Origin of the sequence: Aurantimicrobium minutum, from assembly GCF_029893825.1 — a bacterium.
GTDB lineage: Bacteria > Actinomycetota > Actinomycetes > Actinomycetales > Microbacteriaceae > Aurantimicrobium > Aurantimicrobium minutum_C.
Map to the genome: position 1 here is coordinate 293,838 of NZ_JARXXV010000001.1, position 20,418 is coordinate 314,255.

The 20,418-nt window shown below is 52.2% G+C and carries 16 protein-coding genes and 3 tRNA genes; 12 read left to right on the forward strand and 7 right to left on the reverse strand.

Annotated elements, in window-relative coordinates:
- The first annotated feature begins 8 nt into the window (after positions 1-8).
- Positions 9-2,708 (forward strand): aconitate hydratase AcnA, encoded by a 2,700-nt coding sequence (gene acnA / locus M2120_RS01385; protein ID WP_280796943.1) that lies wholly within the window; start codon positions 9-11, stop codon positions 2,706-2,708.
- Positions 2,709-2,758: 50 nt separating this feature from the next.
- Positions 2,759-4,699, forward strand: coding sequence for a 1-deoxy-D-xylulose-5-phosphate synthase (gene dxs, locus M2120_RS01390; RefSeq protein WP_280796944.1), 1,941 nt, complete (start codon positions 2,759-2,761; stop codon positions 4,697-4,699).
- Positions 4,700-4,704: 5 nt separating this feature from the next.
- Here dxs and M2120_RS01395 read toward each other — a convergent pair whose 3' ends face one another.
- From M2120_RS01395 to M2120_RS01425, 7 genes are all read right to left on the reverse strand, one after another.
- Positions 4,705-6,840 carry a 3-hydroxyacyl-CoA dehydrogenase NAD-binding domain-containing protein gene (locus M2120_RS01395; protein ID WP_280796945.1) on the reverse strand — a complete coding sequence of 712 codons (2,136 nt, stop codon included), beginning with the start codon at positions 6,838-6,840 and terminating at the stop codon, positions 4,705-4,707.
- Positions 6,840-8,057, reverse strand: coding sequence for a thiolase family protein (locus M2120_RS01400; protein WP_280796946.1), 1,218 nt, complete (start codon positions 8,055-8,057; stop codon positions 6,840-6,842). The genes M2120_RS01395 and M2120_RS01400 overlap by 1 nt, the downstream gene beginning before the upstream one ends.
- Before the next feature lie 55 nt (positions 8,058-8,112).
- Entirely contained in the window at positions 8,113-9,309 is a 1,197-nt protein-coding gene (locus tag M2120_RS01405) for a ribonuclease D (protein WP_280796947.1), read from the reverse strand.
- The gene (locus M2120_RS01410; protein ID WP_280796948.1) at positions 9,302-9,886 is read right to left on the reverse strand and encodes a DUF3000 domain-containing protein; all 585 of its coding nucleotides are present in this window, start codon (positions 9,884-9,886) and stop codon (positions 9,302-9,304) included. The genes M2120_RS01405 and M2120_RS01410 overlap by 8 nt, the downstream gene beginning before the upstream one ends.
- Before the next feature lie 23 nt (positions 9,887-9,909).
- Positions 9,910-10,491 (reverse strand): hypothetical protein, encoded by a 582-nt coding sequence (locus M2120_RS01415; RefSeq protein WP_280796949.1) that lies wholly within the window; start codon positions 10,489-10,491, stop codon positions 9,910-9,912.
- Positions 10,492-10,493: 2 nt separating this feature from the next.
- Positions 10,494-10,925, reverse strand: a complete 432-nt coding sequence (locus tag M2120_RS01420) for a SufE family protein (RefSeq protein WP_280796950.1) — start codon at positions 10,923-10,925, stop codon at positions 10,494-10,496.
- A gap of 71 nt (positions 10,926-10,996) precedes the next feature.
- Positions 10,997-11,893 carry a sulfurtransferase gene (locus M2120_RS01425; protein WP_280796951.1) on the reverse strand — a complete coding sequence of 299 codons (897 nt, stop codon included), beginning with the start codon at positions 11,891-11,893 and terminating at the stop codon, positions 10,997-10,999.
- Positions 11,894-12,047: 154 nt separating this feature from the next.
- Here M2120_RS01425 and zapE point away from each other — a divergent pair, with 154 nt between their 5' ends.
- The 10 genes from zapE (at position 12,048) to pdxT (ending at position 20,417) form a co-directional block, all read left to right on the forward strand.
- Positions 12,048-13,067 carry a cell division protein ZapE gene (gene zapE, locus M2120_RS01430; protein WP_280796952.1) on the forward strand — a complete coding sequence of 340 codons (1,020 nt, stop codon included), beginning with the start codon at positions 12,048-12,050 and terminating at the stop codon, positions 13,065-13,067.
- 138 nt (positions 13,068-13,205) lie between these two features.
- Positions 13,206-14,462 carry an ammonium transporter gene (locus M2120_RS01435; protein ID WP_280796953.1) on the forward strand — a complete coding sequence of 419 codons (1,257 nt, stop codon included), beginning with the start codon at positions 13,206-13,208 and terminating at the stop codon, positions 14,460-14,462.
- A 135-nt stretch (positions 14,463-14,597) separates the two neighbouring features.
- A complete protein-coding gene (locus M2120_RS01440) occupies positions 14,598-15,845 on the forward strand; it encodes an ammonium transporter (protein ID WP_280796954.1) in 1,248 nt (415 codons plus the stop codon).
- Positions 15,846-15,916: 71 nt separating this feature from the next.
- Positions 15,917-15,988, forward strand: a tRNA-Gly gene (locus tag M2120_RS01445).
- Positions 15,989-16,041: 53 nt separating this feature from the next.
- A tRNA-Cys gene (locus M2120_RS01450) sits at positions 16,042-16,115 on the forward strand.
- Between the two features lie 25 nt (positions 16,116-16,140).
- Positions 16,141-16,212 (forward strand) — tRNA-Val (locus tag M2120_RS01455).
- Between the two features lie 159 nt (positions 16,213-16,371).
- Positions 16,372-18,291 (forward strand): threonine--tRNA ligase, encoded by a 1,920-nt coding sequence (thrS, locus tag M2120_RS01460; protein WP_280798139.1) that lies wholly within the window; start codon positions 16,372-16,374, stop codon positions 18,289-18,291.
- Complete coding sequence (locus M2120_RS01465) at positions 18,288-18,857, forward strand: HIT family protein (RefSeq protein WP_280796955.1); 570 nt, start codon at positions 18,288-18,290, stop codon at positions 18,855-18,857. The genes thrS and M2120_RS01465 overlap by 4 nt, the downstream gene beginning before the upstream one ends.
- A 41-nt stretch (positions 18,858-18,898) precedes the next feature.
- Positions 18,899-19,801, forward strand: a complete 903-nt coding sequence (pdxS, locus tag M2120_RS01470) for a pyridoxal 5'-phosphate synthase lyase subunit PdxS (RefSeq protein WP_280796956.1) — start codon at positions 18,899-18,901, stop codon at positions 19,799-19,801.
- Positions 19,791-20,417: a pyridoxal 5'-phosphate synthase glutaminase subunit PdxT gene (pdxT, locus tag M2120_RS01475; RefSeq protein ID WP_280796957.1), complete on the forward strand. Its 627-nt coding sequence runs from the start codon at positions 19,791-19,793 to the stop codon at positions 20,415-20,417. The genes pdxS and pdxT overlap by 11 nt, the downstream gene beginning before the upstream one ends.
- Position 20,418: the final 1 nt, after the last annotated feature.

Here is a 20,418-nt window from a genome sequence, read left to right on the forward strand (position 1 = left end):
TACGCCCAATGGAGGAGCAGCACGTGTCGGCAGTAAACAGCTTTGGAGCTAAGAGCACCCTCGAGGTATCGGGAAAGTCGTATGAGATTTTCCGCCTCGACTCCGTTCAGGGACACGACAAGTTGCCCTACAGCCTGAAAGTTCTTCTTGAGAACCTTCTGCGTACTGAGGACGGCGCAAACGTCACTGCTGAGCAGATCAAGGCATTGGGAAGCTGGGTACCTTCAGCTGAGCCAGACACAGAAATCCAGTTCACCCCCGCACGCGTCATCATGCAGGACTTCACTGGTGTTCCCTGTGTAGTTGACCTGGCAACCATGCGTGAGGCTGTAACTGAACTTGGTGGAGACCCCACCAAGATCAACCCGCTTGCACCTGCTGAGCTTGTCATCGACCACTCCGTCATCGCGGACCTCTACGGTTCGGCAGATGCTCTCGAGCAGAACGTGGAAATTGAGTACGAGCGCAACGGTGAGCGCTACCAGTTCCTCCGCTGGGGCCAGACCGCTTTTGATGACTTTAAGGTAGTTCCCCCAGGAACCGGTATCGTCCACCAGGTCAACATTGAATACCTGGCACGTGTCACCATGGCGCGTGAAGTTGCTGGCGTGCTTCAGGCATACCCTGACACCTGCGTGGGTACCGACTCTCACACCACCATGGTCAACGGTCTTGGTGTTCTTGGTTGGGGTGTTGGTGGTATTGAGGCCGAGGCAGCAATGCTTGGTCAGCCCGTATCCATGCTGATTCCTAAGGTTGTTGGTTTCAAGCTTTCTGGTTCAATTCCTACCGGTGTAACCGCTACCGACGTTGTGCTGACCATCACCGAAATGCTGCGTAAGCACGGTGTGGTTGGTAAGTTCGTCGAGTTCTACGGTCCCGGTGTTTCGTCTGTACCACTGGCAAACCGCGCCACCATCGGAAACATGAGCCCCGAGTTTGGTTCCACCGCGGCCATGTTCCCCGTTGATGATGTCACCTTGGACTACCTGCGTCTCACCGGTCGCTCCGAAGAGCAGGTTGCACTCGTCGAGGCTTACTCCAAGGCTCAAGGCCTCTGGTTTGACCCTTCCAACGAACCCAACTTCTCTGAGTACATGGAACTGGATCTTTCCACTGTTGTTCCTTCTATCTCTGGTCCAAAGCGTCCTCAGGACCGCATCGTGCTCTCCAAGGCTCAGCAGCAGTTCGCTGAAGATGTGAAGAACTACTCACACGGTGACGCAGTTAAGGTCAGCGTTGATGGGGGAGAAGAGTTTGAGCTGAAGAATGGTGCCGTCACCATTGCAGCAATCACTTCGTGCACCAACACTTCGAACCCTTCGGTCATGCTTGCTGCTGGTCTTCTTGCACGTAACGCTGTGAAGAAGGGCCTGAAAACCAAGCCTTGGGTGAAGACCACTCTTTCTCCTGGATCAAAGGTAGTGACCGACTACTACGAGAAGGCCGGAGTTACTCCTTACCTGGACGAACTCGGATTCTTTCCCGTTGGTTACGGCTGCATGACCTGCATTGGTAACTCTGGTCCTTTGAAGGAAGAAATCTCTTCTGCAATCAACCACAACGACCTTGCAGTTACTGCTGTTCTTTCGGGAAACCGTAACTTCGAAGGCCGCATCAGCCCCGATGTGAAGATGAACTACCTCGCCAGCCCTCCACTGGTCATCGCGTATGCACTTGCTGGTTCAATGGACTTTGACTTTGACAAGGATGCACTCGGAACTGGATCTGACGGCAACCCTGTCTTCCTCAAGGACATCTGGCCTGACACTGCTGAGGTTGAGAAGGTCATTGGCGAGTCCATTGATACTGCGATGTTCGACCACGAATACTCTTCTGTATTCAACGGTGACGAGCGCTGGCGTAACTTGCCCACTCCTACAGGTGCAACCTTCGAGTGGGACAACAAGTCCACCTACGTTCGCAAGCCTCCATACTTCGAAGGTATGAAGAAGGAGACCACCCCAGTTACTGACATTGCGGGTGCTCGCGTATTGGCAACTCTTGGTGACTCAGTGACTACTGACCACATCTCTCCAGCTGGAAACATCAAGGCTGGCACTCCCGCTGCTGTGTACCTCGATCAGCACGGTGTGGCACGTGCGGACTACAACTCCTATGGATCGCGTCGTGGAAACCACGAAGTCATGATCCGTGGAACCTTCGCAAACATCCGTTTGAAGAACCAGCTCCTGGATGGTGTTGAGGGTGGTTACACCCGTGACTTCACTCAGCCTGATGGTCCTCAGTCCTTCATCTACGATGCAAGTGCCAACTACCAAGCTGCCGGAACTCCACTGGTGATCTTCGGTGGAAAAGAATACGGTTCTGGTTCTTCACGTGACTGGGCTGCAAAGGGAACCGCACTTCTGGGTGTGAAGGCAGTGATTACTGAGAGCTTTGAGCGTATTCACCGCTCCAACCTCATCGGTATGGGTGTTCTTCCATTGCAGTTCCCTGCAGGTCAGAGCTGGGAATCCTTAGGGCTTGACGGCACCGAAATCGTCTCGATTGCTGGTGTTGAAGAACTCAACAAGGGTGTTACTCCCAAGACTGTTCGCGTAACAGCAGTTCCATCCGAGAACTCACCTGCTGGAAAGCAGACCATCGAGTTTGACGCAGTAGTACGTATCGACACCCCTGGTGAAGCTGACTACTACCGCAACGGTGGAATCTTGCAGTACGTACTGCGTTCGCTCGTCGCTTAGTCAGGGAATTCTTGGGCACAAACAGGTTCGTTTCCTCATAGACTCGATCCATGGCAATTCTTGAGACTGTTCACGGTCCACGCGACCTCGACAAGCTCACTAACGACCAACTGATCGAGCTTGCTGGAGAAATTCGTGAGTTCTTGGTGCGCGAGGTTGCCCGCTCTGGCGGGCACCTCGGCCCCAATCTGGGCGTTGTTGAAATGACGATTGCCATACACCGGGTTTTTGATTCGCCCAAAGATTCCATTGTCTTTGACACCGGTCACCAGTCGTATGTTCACAAACTACTCACTGGTCGTCAGGATTTCTCTAAGCTGCGCGAAAAGGGTGGCCTGGCAGGTTATCCGCAACGTTCAGAATCAATCCATGACATTGTCGAGAGCTCTCACGCCTCGAGTTCCTTATCGTGGGCAGACGGCATTTCCCGCGCCTATGCAATGTCCGGTCAAGAAGACCGTCACGTGGTTGCGGTTGTTGGTGATGGTGCCCTAACCGGTGGAATGACCTGGGAAGCACTCAACAACATTAGCCATGACAATGCTCGTAACCTGGTCATCATTGTCAATGACAACGGCCGAAGCTATGCACCCACAATTGGCGGTATGGCTCGTTTCCTGGATAGTGTTCGCACACGTAAGGGCTACCGAAATCTTCACTTCACCAGTAGTCGTCTATTCGCAATGATGGGTCCTTATGCCCGTGCGTTCTATCGGGGTGTGCGCGGCGGTGTCCACGGCTTCTTGAGCAGATTCACCAACAATCAAGACCTCTATGCCAACCTCGATATCAAGTATCTTGGCCCAGTTAATGGTCACGATGTGAAAGCGATGGAGTCAGTACTCCGCCAGGCAAAAAACTACGGAGCACCCGTCATTGTTCATGCAATTACCGAAAAGGGTAAGGGCTATGAACCTGCTCGTCGAGATCTTGATGACCAGTTCCACGCGGTCGGAAAAATAGATCCAGCCACAGGTAAATCGCTGGGTAACTCAACCTCTATTGGCTGGACCGATGTGTTTGGCGATGAACTCGTCGCCCAAGCCGAGCGCAACGATAAGGTCGTTGCCATCACTGCTGCGATGCTTCGCCCCACGGGTCTTCACAAAATGCTGGAGCGCTTCCCAGAGCGCACCATCGATGTGGGAATTGCAGAGCAGCATGCTGTTGCTTCTGCGGCTGGTTTAGCTTTCGGTGGCATGCACCCTGTCGTTGCCATCTATGCGACCTTCGTGAACCGTGCCTTTGATCAAGTATTGATGGATGTTGCACTCCACAAAGCGGGGGTCACGTTTGTTCTTGATCGCTCTGGTGTAACCGGACCAGACGGCCCAAGTCATCATGGTGTCTGGGACCTCGCTATCTTGCAGGTTGTCCCACACATTCGACTTGCGGCACCTCGTGATGCTACGCGCCTGCGTGAAGAGTTTGCAGAGTCACTTGACGTAAATGATGCGCCCACGGTTATTCGCTTCCCACGCGGCTCTGTGGGGGCGGATATTGATGCTGTGCGTCGCACTTCCGATGGGGTGGACGTGCTCGTTGAAGCCGCACACAAAGATGTTCTCATCGTTGCCATTGGTGTGTTTGCAGGACTGGGACTCGAAGTTGCTGCACGACTAGCTCAACAAGGTATTGGTGCAACCGTAATTGACCCACGCTGGGTCGTCCCCGTTCCCGCCAGTGTGATTGAGATGGCACGAGATCACCGTTTGGTCATCACTCTTGAAGATGGTGTTCGAGTCGGTGGCATTGGCACGCGCATCCGCCAAGATCTTCGCAATGCAGGCGTTGATACTGCTGTTGATGAGTTGGGTCTTCCCGATGAATTCCTCGATCACGCAAGCCGCGAAGAAATTCTTGCCGAAGCAGGATTGACTGCTCAAGACATTGCGCGAGATGTAGTCGCCCAGGTGCTCGGCAGCAAAATTCCTGTCGCCAGGCCATTGCCTGAAGAGTCACACATCAACGACTCTCTTCGCGCAGAATAACTCTCTTACTTCGTTGTGCCCGCAATAGGTGGGTTGTGGAAGGTTCCACCAAAGACTCGCTGACTTGCGCCAATACGGTCAAGGAATGGAGTTGCACCACCCATTTGGAAAGGCCAACCAGCACCCATGATCATGCAGAGGTCAATATCTTCTGCGGCAGAAACTACGTTCTCATCCAACATGCGGTGAATTTCATCGGCAAGACCATCCTCAATCCGAATGCGGATTTGCTCTGCAGTCATGGGGGATGTTCCACCCTTCACAATGGCTTCAGCACCTCTGTCATAGCCAGTGATTTTGCCTGTGCGACCGCGAACAATGATCGAGCCATGCTCTGCAAGTTTGTGCAGGTTGTCGCTGCGGAAGAAACGCTCTGGGAAGGCGGCATGGTGGGTGTCAAGAACGTGGGCGCCAACCTTGAGGCCTACGAGGTCCAGGAGCTCAAAAGGTGCCATAGGCATCCCGAATGTTGACACTGAGTCATCGACGGTCTTGAATGGTGTTCCAGTGTCAACAGCATGCATCGCTTCACCCAAGAGGCGTGCAAGTAGTCGGTTCACGACGAATCCGGGGGAGTCGGTCGTGATGACCGCAGTCTTTCCTAGTTTCTTTGCTGTGTCCATTGCGGTTGCGAGAGTTACCTCATTGGTTTGAGGTGCGTTGACAACCTCAACAAGGGGCATCACGGCAACCGGGTTGAAGAAATGGAAACCAACTAGGCGTTCTGGATGTGAAAGCTTTGCGCCGATTTCTTTAACTGACAAGCTCGAGGTGTTTGTGGCAAGAATGGCTTCTTCAGAAACGTATTGCTCGATATTGGCAAACACATCTTGCTTTACAGTAAGTTCTTCGAAGACTGCCTCAATCACCCAGTCTGCGTCAGAGAAAGCTTGTGGGTTAGTAGTTCCACTGACGAGAGCTTGTAATCGCTGATTCTCATCTGAGGAAATACGACCTTTGTCATGCATAGCCTGAATCTCGGCATGAATATAAGCGAGAGCTTCGTCGAGCTTGTCCTGGTTGATATCCGTGAGTACTACAGGAACTTTGAGTTTGCGTACGAAGAGCAAAGCAAACTGGCGGGCCATCAGGCCAGCACCGATAACACCAACCTTGCCCACTGGCTTAGCGAGCTTGGGATCAGGTGCACCAGCAGGCTTCTTCGCACGCTTTTGAACCAAATCAAACGCATACATCGAAGCTTGGAACTGGTCTCCAACAATCAGAGAAGCAATCGCTTCGTCTTCGCGGGCGAAGGCAGCTTCTTTATCAACCTTGCGTGCTTGTTCGAGAAGTTCGAGAGCAGCATAGGGGGACTTGGCAACTGTGCCCAGTTTCTCCTCAACGCTCTTTTTGGCAATGTTGACGGCCAAGTTCCACTTGGCCAAGCGCTCAACCTTGCCGGGCTGGTTGGGGCGATGAGGTTGGTGGCCGTTGAGGACAGAGTCTGCCCACACAATTGATTCTTCGAGGAAACGTGCAGAACCAAACATGGCGTCTGCAATACCCAATTCGAAAGCAGCCGATGCATTGAGCATGCGGTTGTTCTTCAGCGGGTTCTCAATAATGACCTTGAGAGCGTTCTCAATGCCAATCAAGTTGGGAAGCAGGTACGCACCACCCCAACCGGGAATCAGTCCCAAAAAGACTTCTGGCAATGCGATTGCTGAAACGTTTTCATCCACGGTGCGATAGTCGGCGTTGAGCGCAACTTCAAGACCGCCACCGAGGGCTAAACCATTGATGAAGACAAAGGAGGGAACTCCTAGTTGACCAAGTCGTCCCAGGGCGCGGTGACCAAGCTGTGCAAGCTTGACAGCCATTGCTTTGCTCGGAACATCACCAACTCTGCTGAGATCAGCGCCAGCGGCCAGAATGAATTCCTTACCGGTAACGGCAACACCATGAATTTCTCCCTGAGCAGCTCGGTCGCTGAGAGCAACCAGGGTCTTGTCCAGCTCCATCAAACCCTTGGGTCCTAGGGTGTTTGGGCGCTTGTAGTCCATGCCGTTATCGAGAGTGACGAGGGCAAGAACTTTGCCACTGGGCAAAGGAATATCGCGGACAAAGCTGTGGGTGACGACTTCTTCATCACTCAACGCGAGAAGGTCAGTGAAATCAATAGCATCGTAATTTGTCATTACTTCGCTCCCTTGTAGTGAGGGTTTTCCCAAATGACGGTGCCGCCCTGGCCTAACCCAATACACATAGTGGTCATGCCGTAACGCACCTCAGGGTGACGTTCGAACTGGTGTGCAAGCTGAATCATGAGGCGAACACCGCTACTAGCTAACGGGTGTCCAAGGGCAATAGCGCCACCGTATTCATTGACGCGGGGATCGTCATCTGCAATACCGAAGTAATCAAGAAACGCCAGAACTTGGACTGCGAATGCTTCGTTGACCTCAAAAAGACCAATATCAGCAATCGAAAGGCCTGCTTTACGCAAGGCTTTCTCTGTAGCAGGAACAGGGCCGATACCCATCACTTCTGGTTCCACGCCGGCAAATGCGAAGGAAACCATCCGCATTTTCACACCCAAGCCGAATTCTTCTGCTGCCTGTTCGCTGGCAAGCATGCAGATGGTTGCACCATCATTCAAACCACTGGCATTTCCTGCGGTTACTCGACCGTGAGGGCGGAATGGTGTCTTCAGACCTGCGAGACCCTCAAGAGTGGTCTCTGGGCGAGGCGCCTCGTCGACGGTTGCCAGAGTCCAACCTTCAGCGGTCTTTGCCGAGACGGGAATCAAATCTGGCTGGATATACCCAGCTGCATAGGCCGCAGTCACCTTTTGTTGCGAACGCAGAGCATACGCATCAGCACGTTCCTTGGTGAGGTGAGGGAATCGGTCGTGCAAACGTTCAGCGGTGGCACCCATGTTGAGGGCATCAGGGCTGACAAGCTTTTCTGCCAAGAAGCGAGGGTTAGGGTCTGCATCAAAACCCATGGGGTGACGACCCATGTGCTCGACGCCACCGGCAAGAACAATGTTGTAGGAACCCATTGCAATGCCACCAGCGGTGGTTGTCACTGCAGTCATAGCTCCAGCACACATGCGGTCAATAGCAAAGCCAGGAACGTGACGGGGGAGCCCAGCAAGAATTCCTGCAGTTCGACCCAAGGTAAGTCCCTGATCTCCCTGTTGAGTAGTGGCTGCAATAGCTACATCATCGATTTCTTCCACTGGGACGGCAGGATTGCGCTCGAGCAAGCCCATCATTGCTTTGACAATGAGATCGTCTGCGCGAGTGTTCCAATACATGCCTTTTTCGCCAGCACGGCCAAAGGGTGTTCTCACACCATCGACAAATACAACACGATTTCCCGCTGTCATGATTTCCTCTCGAAGCGACATTGCTATCTTGATGCTAGTTTGTGGGATTCAGCTGTGAAAGACAGATGTAAGACCCTTACGAATCTTCTGCGACTTCTTCGGCAAGTTTTTGGTCGGCTTCCACAAAAGCATTAGAAATCAGTGCGCAGGTTTCAGAAATTTGCCACACGCGTGCACCCTGCTTCTTCAACGCAGCAGTGATGCTTACAACGGTGATGGGGCTAGGTGGAGCCCAAGCAAGTTCACGCAGAATACTTGGTGTGAGTAGGTTTTCTACCGGCATAGAAAGTTCTTCAGCTTTTGATGTGAGAGCTTCACGTGCAGTTTGCAGGCGTTCTAGTGCTTCAGGTTTGCGATCAGCCCACGCACGCGGCGGCGGGAGAGTGTCACTGGGGACTCTCATGACAGGAAGTTGTTCGTCTTGGAGACCTGCCACAACGGCGTTCCACCACGTATCTAGCAAGCTTTTACTAGCCCGGCCATTGAACTCTTTGAGTTGAATGAGTTCTGCCTTGTTGGCTAATTGAGTGCGGCTAGCAGCAACGATTGCGCTATCTGGAATCAAACGCCCAGGAGAAACATCTCTGCGCTGCGCTATGTCATCACGTGCAAACCACAACGATCGCGCAACAGCAAGCTGTCGTGGTGTGCGCAGGGTATGTAGACCAGAAATTTTGCGCCAAGGCTCAGCACTAAGTACCTTTTCTGGTTTGTCCAGAGTCGCTTGGAATTCTTCGTGGGCCCAAGCTAATTTGTTCGATTCGATGAGCAGCTTTTCAATCTCATCTCGAACATCAACAAGAAGTTCAACGTCCAAAGCTGCATATGTCAGCCACGGTTCAGGCAGTGGTCTTGTAGACCAGTCAGCGGCACTATGTTCTTTTGCTAAGTGAATACCCAGTAAAGATTCCACTACAGGTCCTAGACCAACACGTTCCATACCTAGAAGGCGAGCAGAAAGTTCCGTGTCGAAAATGCGTTTGGGGGCGATCCCTACTTCACGCAAACAAGCGAGGTCTTGACTCGCTGCGTGGAGTACCCACTCTTCATCTTCGTTCTGGGTAAACAGCTGTGACATGTCACCAATTGCCGGCGGGTCAAACAAGAATGTTCCTGCCTCACGGCGGTGAACTTGAATCAAATATGCACGCTGAGAGTACGTAAATCCAGAAGCGCGTTCGGCATCAATCGCGATTGGTCCAGAACCTGAGGCGATAACAGCGCACGCGTGAAGAAAGTCTTCAGCGTTATCGATAACGTGAACGCTAACCACGCTCCCGGCGGCGTGCAGTCAGGCTGACAGCATCTGCGGTGGGTGGAAGTCCTGCCAACATACACAGCAGCTCACCCCACGCCTCTGCTTGTTCACCCATTTGAGGGGAAGCAGGGGACCAGGATGCCCTGAGCTCAATCTGTGCCCCTTCGCCAGAGTCGGCAAGTTCGCCAAAACCTGTCGAGAGAATACGTGTTGCTGTACCTGATGCGTTGAAGTAATCAGCTTCCCGAATAGCCAAGGCATCTGTTAGCCATGACCAGGCAACGTTTGCGAGGAAAGGATCAAGACCAATCTCTGCTTCAAGCGGAGCCTGAGCAAAGGCGACGACACGGAAAGGCCCACCCCAAGATTCAGGTTCTTCCGGGTCATAGAGCAAGATGAAACGACCGGTGCCGTGCTGAGATTCGTGCTCATGCTCTGCGATGAGAACATCAGCCGCTAATGCATAGCTGTAGGGAGCAACACCGGAAGGGGAGTCGATCTGGCGAACTGTGAGTTCGTCGCGAAAAGACACGGATTTGATGCTCTCGAGGGCAAGTTTGAACGCCTCAGGCAAGTTCTCGGTGTCTGTCACACTTCGACCCTAAAGTCGCGGCTTTACTGCTGCGCTTCGGCTCGCCGCCAAAATTGGAAAGTCATGTTGTGCTTGGTGTCAGTAAGTACCTCGCACAATTTGACTTCTTCCCCAATTCCCAGTGCTTCAGGAAGGGGCAGATCTGAGGTTCTTCCCATTCGAGTCAGAGCAATTTCGTCAAAACCTATCTGCTGCGCTAACTGCTGAGCTACTTCCAATCCGCCTTCACAGAGGATGTGTGTTTCATGCTCTTTCAAAGAATGAATCAGTGCCGAGATGCTGGGATACACATGAACTCTGGATCTATCTGGACAGCTTTCCCATGGAAGATTTCCCGAGCGAGAAAGCACCGCTAAGCGACCCAGGGGTGGAAGAAACCACCCCTCCGCACGAATAGATTTCGCCCCGGAGATAACCACATCTGCGGGTTGGCGGATCACACGAAGAATACGCCGGTCTTCTGAAGAAGTGAGGGTGTTGGATGTCCCGTCTACGCCTTGAGAATGCCCTGATTGATCAAGCACCATATTCAGGCGAAAAGTTCTGGTAGTAGGCCAGAGGTAAAGCTCAGAGAGCTGGAGGTCTGTGAGCTGCGAGCTCTCCATATTTAGCCTTGTGACTTCTCACGGATCTGGCGCTTCATGCGCCACAGCATTCCGGTCATTCCTCTCACGCGCAAGGGTGAAATTAACGAATTCAAGCCAAGAGTGCTCGGGAAGTCATCGGGGATATCCAGAGCTTCTTCAACGCTGAGACCGGACAGTCCCTGAGCAAGAATGCTGGCAAAACCTCGTGTGGTTGGTGCTTGCTCTGGTGCGGTGGCAAACACCGCAACCTTGCCGTCCTCTACTTCAACAAAGATATAAACAGGCGACTGACATTCCTCAACTTTTTCTAAGAGTTCAGGGTGGTCTGCGTATCTTGCGGGGAGTTCGGGGAGTTCTTCCGCAAACTCAATCAAGAGCTGGATCTTGTCCTTATCTCCCAAGTCAAGGAAATCGTCACGCGTTTGGGAAAGAACTTCTGGAAGGTCACTCATGATGCTTCCATCTTCTCAGTATTTGGAGGGATAAAAGAATGGGAGCCACCCGAAGGAGGCTCCCATCGCTACTAATCGACCAGTGCGCCTGGCGCTGTCCCCTTGACGATGGGGACGCGAACTGCAGACCCCCACTCGGTCCACGATCCGTCGTAGTTACGAACACCGGTAAAGCCAAGCAGGTAGTTCAACACAAACCAGGTGTGGCTGGAGCGCTCACCAATACGGCAATACGCGATGATGTCATCGCCTGGCTTGAGGCCTGCTTCACCGAGGTAAAGGGCTTCGAGGTCTGCACGGGACTTGAAAGTGCTGTCTTCGTTTGCAGCACGTGCCCAGGGCACGCTGGCTGCCCCTGGAATGTGGCCGCCACGCAGTGCGCCTTCTTCAGGGTATGCAGGCATGTGGGTGCGCTCACCGGAATATTCCTCGGGGCTGCGAACGTCGATCATGGGCTTGCCAATGTGGGCAAGAGTGTCGCTGAGGTAAGCGCGAATGGGAGCATCATTGCGCTCAGTGACGGGATAGTTGCTTCGCTGAAGAGCAGGTTGTTCCTTGGTTAGCTCTCGTCCTTCGGCAATCCACTTGTCACGGCCGCCATCTAGTAAGCGAACGTCTTCGTGACCGAAAAGCTTGAAAACCCAGAGAGCATAAGCAGCCCACCAGTTGCTCTTGTCTCCGTAAATCACAACAGTTGAGTCGCGAGAAATTCCTTTAGAACTCATCAATTCCGCAAAAGCTTCTCCCTGAACATAGTCACGAAGTACGGGATCGTTGAGATCGGTGTGCCAGTCGATTTTCACTGCACCGGGAATGTGCCCGATTTCGTAGAGAAGAACATCCTCATCTGATTCCACAATGACAAGATTTGGAGTGGCGAGATTCTCAGCAAGCCAGTGAGTGCTGACAATGGCTTCTGGGTGCGCGTATTCAGCAAATTTGGAATTGGTATCGATAGGTACGCTCATAGCTCCATCATTCTTTATCGAAGACATACACCACAAACGTTGTGTCGGATTTTGCCAATAGGCTTGAGGTGCACTTTCGAGACTACGTACACATTGTGTTTGTGCCAACCCCGATGGCCTGATTCACACCTAATGTTGAGGAATATTTCACGCGATGACTTCTCCCGTTTCACTGGTCGAACGTCATCCGACCCTCGATGCTGGCTCTATCGTGAGCAGCCTCGTCCCGCCTCCTCAGTTCGTGCAGGCGCGATTTGATAATTACATTCCCAACCCGGAATTCCCTTCACAAGAAGAAGCTCGACACATTCTTGAGGAATTTGCGTCACAGAACACGTCAGTGATCAAACAAAGCAAGTTATTTGGGCGTGCAAAAAAAGTTGAAGAAGTTCCACCAGGCGTTTACCTCGATGGTGGTTTTGGTGTGGGTAAAACTCACCTCTTGGCAGCTGCCTGGAACACTGCATCAGGAAAGAAGTATTTCGGTACCTTTCTGCAGTACACCTCATTGGTTGGTGCACTTGGTTATGTCAAGGCGGTTGAAGCACTCAAGGGTGCGAGCCTGATTTGTATCGATGAGTTTGAACTCGATGATCCAGGTGACACCATGATGATGACCCGAATGCTGGGTGAATTAGTTGCCGGTGGCACCCGCATCGCTGCAACCAGTAACACCCCACCGGCTGCCTTGGGCGAAGGTCGGTTTGCTGCAGCTGACTTTTTGCGAGAGATTCAAGCATTGGCATCACATTTCCGCACATTGCGCATTGATGGAACCGACTACCGTCAGCGCACAGCAGAGGGTGTTTCACTTGTGCTCAGCAATGCCGAATTCACCAAGACTGTCGAGTCCAAGGTTGCTGAAGGACTCACCGTGTCAGTCGATTCTTTCGATGCTTTACTGGAGCACTTGGCTACAGTGCACCCTTCTGTGTATGTGCGCATCCTTGAAGGTTTAGACGTCATTGCTCTAGAAAATGTGCATGTCATGCTGAATCAAACAGATGCACTGCGCTTGGTTGCATTTATTGACCGTGTATATGACGCTCAAATCCCCATCATCGCAACCGGCTCACCTTTGTCAGAGGTTTTCGGCGGTGACATGATTCACGGTGGTTACCGCAAGAAGTACCTCCGCTGTGTCTCTCGTTTGATCGCCCTGACAAATTCTTAGCCTGAAACCCATTGGTAACAATGGCTGTGGATTTGTAACATCAGCGTCACCTCGCTGAACAGTTTCGGTAATCCTGCTGCAGCACACTCATTTCATGAGATGGGTATGTCCCCGTCACAATTCGTGAAAGAGGTTGAAATGGATCAAGGCAACACAGCCTTTGTACTCATCAGTGCAGCATTAGTGCTCCTGATGACTCCCGCCCTGGCGTTCTTCTATGGCGGACTTGTCAAAGCTAAGAGCGTTGTCAGCATGATGATGCTGAGCTTTGGTTCACTCGCACTCATTGGTGTGCTGTGGGTTATCTATGGTTACGCCATCGCATTCGCCAACTACGGCACTGACACCTTCTACGGTATCGATGGTGTGATTGGTATCGACACCGCATTCATTGGCCTGGACGGACTTCTTACTACACCCGATGGAGCTGCTTTCCCTCCGCTTGCTTTTGCAGCATTCCAGGCAACCTTCGCCATCATCACTGTGGCTCTGATCAGCGGCTCGATTGCTGACCGTGCCAAGTTTGGCGCATGGCTAGTTTTCGCAGGAATCTGGGCGACTGTGGTCTATTTCCCAGTCGCATCGTGGGTATTCAACTTCACCATTGTTGACGGAAAAATAGTCGACGGTGGTTGGATCGCTTATAACCTCGGCGCAATCGACTTTGCCGGTGGTACCGCAGTTCACATCAACGCTGGTGCTGCTGCCTTGGCTCTGGCTCTTGTTCTGGGTAAGCGCATCGGTTTCGCTAAGGGTGTTGCCAAGCCTCACAACGTTCCACTTGTTCTCCTCGGTGCTGGTTTGCTGTGGTTCGGCTGGTTCGGTTTCAATGCTGGATCCGAACTCGCTGCTGATGGCATTGCTTCGCTTGCTTTCATCAACACCATTGCCGCTCCTGCTGCCGCTGTATTGGGATGGCTGCTCATTGAGCGCATCAAAGAAGGTAAGGCAACCTCAGTTGGTGCCGCTTCAGGTGCTGTAGCTGGTTTGGTTGCGATTACTCCCGCTTGTGCAAACCTCACGCCAATGTGGGCAATCGTGCTTGGTCTCTTGGCAGGTGCTGTTTGTGCACTAGCAATCGAACTCAAGTTCACCTTCGGTTTCGATGACTCACTCGATGTAGTCGGAATTCACCTCGTCGGTGGTCTGATCGGAACGCTGTTCCTTGGCTTCTTCGCAACTGACGTAGGACTGATCTTCTCTGGTTCATTTGAGCAACTTGGTAAGCAGGCAATTGCTGCCTTCACAGTTCTCATCTTCTCCTTCGTGATTAGCTACATCATCGGAACGATTATTGAGAAGACCATGGGCTTCCGTATCAAGAACGAAGATGAACTCGCAGGTATTGACACCATCGTTCACGGTGAAGAGGGATACGCGCTCCAGGACGCATAAATCAAAAAATATAACTGAACAAGCACGCGCTGGGCCCTGCAGAATACTGCAGGGCTTGGCCGCGTTAACGTGTTCGAAACATAATTGCTTCACAACTGAAACGCTGGTGGCAAAGAATCTCCTCTGGAGGTTCTCATGGATACAGGTAACACCGCTTTTCTGATCATCTGCACGGCGCTCGTTTTGATGATGACGCCAGCTCTTGCATTCTTCTATGGCGGATTAGTTCGCGCGAAGAGTGTGATCAGCATGATGATGCTGAGTTTTGGCTCGATGGCCATCGTCGGTGTTCTGTGGATTATCTATGGCTATGCCATTGCGTTCCCCGCGCTTGATAGTTCTTCCTTCTACGGCGTTCCTGGAGTTTTCGGGATTGACCTTGCGCACATTGGGTTAGAGAACCTTATCCAGATTCCAGATGGCGCAACAGTCCCGCCCCTGGTTTTCGCAGCATTCCAGGCAACCTTTGCCATCATCACAGTTGCACTGATTTCAGGCGCAATTGCTGACCGTGCAAAGTTCGGTGCCTGGATGGTTTTTGCTGGCGTGTGGGCAACCTTGGTTTATTTCCCAGTTGCTTCGTGGATATTCAACTTCACAGTCGCAGATGGTGAAATGACCAGCGGTGGATGGCTCGTCTATAACGTGGGTGCACTTGATTTTGCTGGTGGTACAGCAGTTGAAATTAACTCTGGCGCTGCCGCACTTGCACTTGCTCTCGTATTGGGTAAGCGCATCGGCTTTGCCAAGGGGGTTCATAAGCCCCACAACGTTCCATTTGTGCTCCTAGGAGCAGGTCTGTTGTGGTTTGGCTGGTTTGGTTTCAATGCAGGTTCAGCCGTGGCTGCAGATGGTATTGCGGCGGTTGCTCTGATCAACACGATGGCTGCTGGCGCTTCGGGAATTATTGGATGGCTCATCATTGAGCGATTCAAGGATGGTAAAGCTACCTCAGTAGGTGCTGCATCCGGAGCCGTGGCAGGTTTGGTTGCCATCACTCCATCCTGCGCGTATTTGACCCCAACCTGGGCGCTCGTACTCGGATTCGTTACCGGTGTGCTGTGTGCATTGGCAGTTGAACTGAAATTCACCTTCGGTTTTGATGACTCACTTGATGTGGTCGGTATTCACCTAGTTGGTGGACTAATCGGAACCTTGTACCTGGGAATTTTTGCTACCGAAGTTGGTCTGATCTACTCAGGTTCATTCGAACAATTGGGGAAGCAAGCAATTGCGGCCTTCAGCGTTCTGATCTATTCGTTTGTTTTGTCGTTCGCTATCGGTTGGGTCATTGATAAGACAATGGGCTTCCGAGTTCGCAATGAAGATGAACTTGCCGGTATTGACCTCGTCATGCACGGTGAAGAGAGCTACGACTACTAAATCTGCGTGTCAGGTTTTGCGTTAGAGCAAACTTCTCGATAAAGTTCCAAAGTACTCAATTAGAGTGCAACGCGGATGTGGCGCAGTGGTAGCGCATAACCTTGCCAAGGTTAGGGTCGCGAGTTCGAATCTCGTCATCCGCTCGAGTGTGGTCATTCTTTAGACTTACTCATTGTTAGCGTGGGCAACCACCTACGGTGGATTGGTCGAGAGGATAGGCAGCGGCCTGCAAAGCCGTCCACACCGGTTCGAATCCGGTATCCACCTCCAAAACTAGGTTGTAAGACTTAGCTTTGAGCGATTGGCGCAGCGGTAGCGCGCTTCCCTGACACGGAAGAGGTCGCTGGTTCGATCCCAGTATCGCTCACTGAAAACCCTCGGAATTCCGGGGGTTTTTCTTTTAGCTAGGCTGGTAGTTGAGAAAGTTCCTAGAGGAGTTCACTTCGTGTCTGATGTTCCCGGTGCACTAACCGTTCAAGCTTCAAGCGACGGGTTTGCGTTGTTTACAGATCGCAGCATTGTCGCCATGCGCGTCAATGGTGAATTGCGAGACCTGGCACACCTGCTTTCTGCAGGTGACGTGGTTGAACCAGTCACTATTGACTCTGCAGATGGACTGAACATTTTGCGTCACTCTGCTGCACACGTGCTTGCTCAGGCCGTACAGAATGTGAACCCTGAAGCAAAGCTGGGCATCGGCCCACCCGTCACCGATGGTTTTTATTACGACTTCGATGTTGAGCAGGCGTTCACGCCTGAAGACATGAAAGCTCTCGAGAAGGCAATGTCGAGAATTGTTCGTGCCGGTCAGCGGTTTATGCGACGTGTCGTGACAGAGGAAGAAGCTCGTGCGGAACTTGCCTCTGAGCCCTACAAGCTTGAACTCATTGGACTCAAGGGTGGTAACACTGGAGACGACAATGAAAGCGTTGAAGTTGGTGGCTCGGAACTGACAATCTACGACAACGTGGATCCAGCTACGGGGGAGACCGTGTGGAAGGACCTCTGTAGAGGCCCTCACATCCCCAACACTCGCATGATTGGTGAAGGTTTTGCCCTGACGCGTCTAGCCGCAGCGTACTGGCGTGGTTCAGAAAACAATCCTCAGTTGCAGCGTATTTATGGCACTGCGTGGCCATCGAAAGCAGACCTGAGGGCATACCAGGAACGTCTTGAAGAAGCTGCTAAGCGCGATCACCGTCGACTGGGCAGTGAACTTGATCTGTTTAGCTTCCCTGACGAAATTGGATCCGGTCTTCCCGTATTCCACCCCAAAGGTGGTGTGATACGTCGCACCATGGAGGACTACTCGCGTCGTCGCCACGAAGAGGGTGGATACGAGTTTGTGTACTCGCCCCACATCACCAAGTCGAACCTGTTTGAAACCAGTGGTCACTTGGATTGGTATGCCGATGGCATGTTCCCACCCATGAAATTGGATGAGATTCGCAACGAGGCTGGTGAAGTCACGCGCCAGGGTGTTGATTACTACCTCAAGCCGATGAACTGCCCTTTCCACATTCTGATTTTCAAATCACGTTCAAAGAGCTACCGCGAACTTCCGCTTCGCTTGTTTGAATTCGGTTCGGTATACCGTTACGAGAAATCTGGTGTTGTGCACGGTCTCACACGTGTTCGCGGTATGACTCAGGACGATGCGCACATCTTCACTACACGTGAAAACATGAAGGAAGAGCTCACCAAGGTGCTCAACTTCGTGCTCTCACTGCTGCGTGATTACGGTCTCGATGACTTCTACCTTGAGCTTTCTACGAAGGATCCCAAGAAGTATGTCGGTGATGATGCAATCTGGGATGAAGCAACAGAGACCTTGCGACAAGTGGCGGAGGATTCCGGCCTGACGCTCGTGCCTGACCCAGGTGGTGCTGCCTTCTACGGACCAAAGATTTCTGTCCAAGCTCGTGACGCTATTGGTCGCACGTGGCAGATGTCAACGATTCAGCTGGACTTCAACCTGCCTGAACGTTTCGATCTTGAATACACCGGATCAGATGGAAACCGTCACCGTCCGGTGATGATTCACCGTGCACTCTTTGGTTCTATCGAACGATTCTTTGGTGTTCTGACTGAGCACTATGCGGGTGCTTTCCCCATGTGGTTGGCGCCAATTCAAGCCATTGGTATTGCGGTTGCTGAAGAGTATGAGGAATACCTCTCTGGTGTTCTTGACCTGCTCACAGCAGAAGGTCTCCGTGTTCAGCTGGACGCAAGCGATGACCGCATGCAGAAGAAGATCCGTAATGCAGCGGCACAGAAGGTTCCTGTTCAAATCATCGCTGGTGAAGAAGACCGAGCTAACGGTGCGGTCAGCTTCCGATTCCGGGATGGAAGTCAGCGCAACGGAATTCCGGTTGCAGAGGCAGTTTCTCTTCTCATAACCGCAGTGAAGGACCACCGACAGATTCTGAGTTCAGAGGACCTATGAACCACTATGGCGAAGGTGAATTCGAGGGAGTAGATCTCCGCTCTGCTTCAAGCTACGCAGCTGTGCCTGATGAATTTCAACGATTGTGGACTCCACACCGCTTGGCTTACATCGAAAACGGTCAACAACCTCCAGAGGCAGACTGCCCGTTTTGCCTAGCACCGGAAATGTCTGATGAAGATGCACTCATTGTTCACCGGGGGACTCATGCCTTTGTTCTCCTGAATCTGTATCCCTACAACAGTGGACATTTACTTGTCTGCCCCTACAGACATGTTGCAATGTATGACGAGGCAACTGTTGAAGAGACAGCAGAAATAGCTAGTCTTACTCAGGAAGCAATGCGAGTGCTTAAGAAGGTTTCTCGCAATGACGGTTACAACATCGGCATGAATCAAGGTCGAGTTGCAGGTGCCGGCATAGCAGATCACCTTCACCAGCATGTAGTACCAAGATGGGCTACAGACTCCAATTTCTTCCCCATCATTGCCAAAAGCAAAGCTGTGACTGCTTTGCTGGGTGATGTGAGGGCAGCTGTTGCGCAAGCTTGGCTGGAATCAAACTAAACTTTTTCATCTCACCTAATACACAGAGAAGTTGATACAACATGACTGAAAAGAACAACGCTCCACTCACTGGCAGCAACCGCGTCAAGCGCGGACTCGCTGAGCAGCTTAAGGGTGGTGTCATCATGGACGTCGTAAACGCCGAGCAGGCACGCATTGCTGAAGACGCAGGTGCGATTGCTGTGATGGCTCTCGAGCGTGTTCCTGCTGACATTCGTGCACAGGGTGGTGTTGCACGAATGAGTGACCCCGACCTGATCGAAGGAATTCAGGCAGCAGTAAAGATTCCTGTGATGGCAAAGGCACGTATTGGTCACTTTGTCGAAGCACAGGTTCTTGCTGAGCTGAAGGTTGACTTCATTGATGAGTCCGAAGTTCTCAGCCCAGCAGATTACGTCAACCACATTGACAAGTGGGCCTTTGATGTTCCCTTCGTGTGTGGTGCAACGAACTTGGGTGAAGCTCTTCGCCGTATCAACGAAGGTGCTGCCATGATTCGCTCCAAGGGTGAAGCTGGAACTGGTGACGTTTCTGAAGCAACTAAGCACATCCGCAAGATCAACTCTGAACTGCGCTGGTTGTCTTCGATGGCTAAGGATGAACTCTACGTTGCCGCAAAGGAACTTCAGGCTCCCTACGACCTCGTTGTTGAGGTAGCTGCAGCAGGCAAGCTTCCTGTGCCCATGTTCACTGCCGGTGGCGTCGCAACCCCTGCTGACGCAGCAATGATGCTTCAGCTTGGTGCTGATGGTGTTTTCGTAGGCTCTGGAATCTTCAAGTCAGGTGACCCTGCCGCTCGCGCAAAGGCCATCGTGAAGGCAGCTGCTTTCTACGACGACCCCAAGGTCATCGTTGAAACTTCGCGCGGTCTTGGTGAAGCAATGGTCGGTATCAACGTTGCTGACATTCCTGCACCACACCGCCTCGCAGATCGTGGCTGGTAACTTTCACCACCTCCGTATTGGCGTTCTCGCCTTTCAAGGTGATGTTCGTGAACACATCCTTGTTCTTGAAGAACTAGGGGCTCAGGTCGTCAAAGTTCGTCGCCCAGACGAACTGGCTACTGTTGATGCACTGGTTATTCCCGGCGGGGAATCTAGTGTGATGGACAAACTGGTTCGTTTGTTCGGAATGCAGAAACCTTTGCGTGAGGCAATTGCGTCTGGTTTGCCGGTGTTTGGCACCTGTGCGGGACTGATCATGATGGCAGACCACATCGTTGATGCAATCGCAGAACAAGAATCACTCGGTGGATTACATGTCGATGTTCGTCGCAACGCTTTTGGCACCCAGATCGATTCTTTCGAGGTTGACCTGGACATGCCTGGAGTCACTTCAGAGCCTGTTCCAGCTACCTTTATTCGTGCACCGATTGTCGAACGGGTGGGTGAAGGTGTCAGAGTTATTTCCCAATTGGCCGATGGTCGCATCGTGGCAGTTGAGCAAGGGTATTTGCTCGGAATTTCTTTCCACCCTGAAGTTAACGGCGATACCCGAGTTCATGAATACTTCCTTGGGCGCGTAGCCCAATCTGTAGCCGAGAAGAAAGCTAGTATCTAAG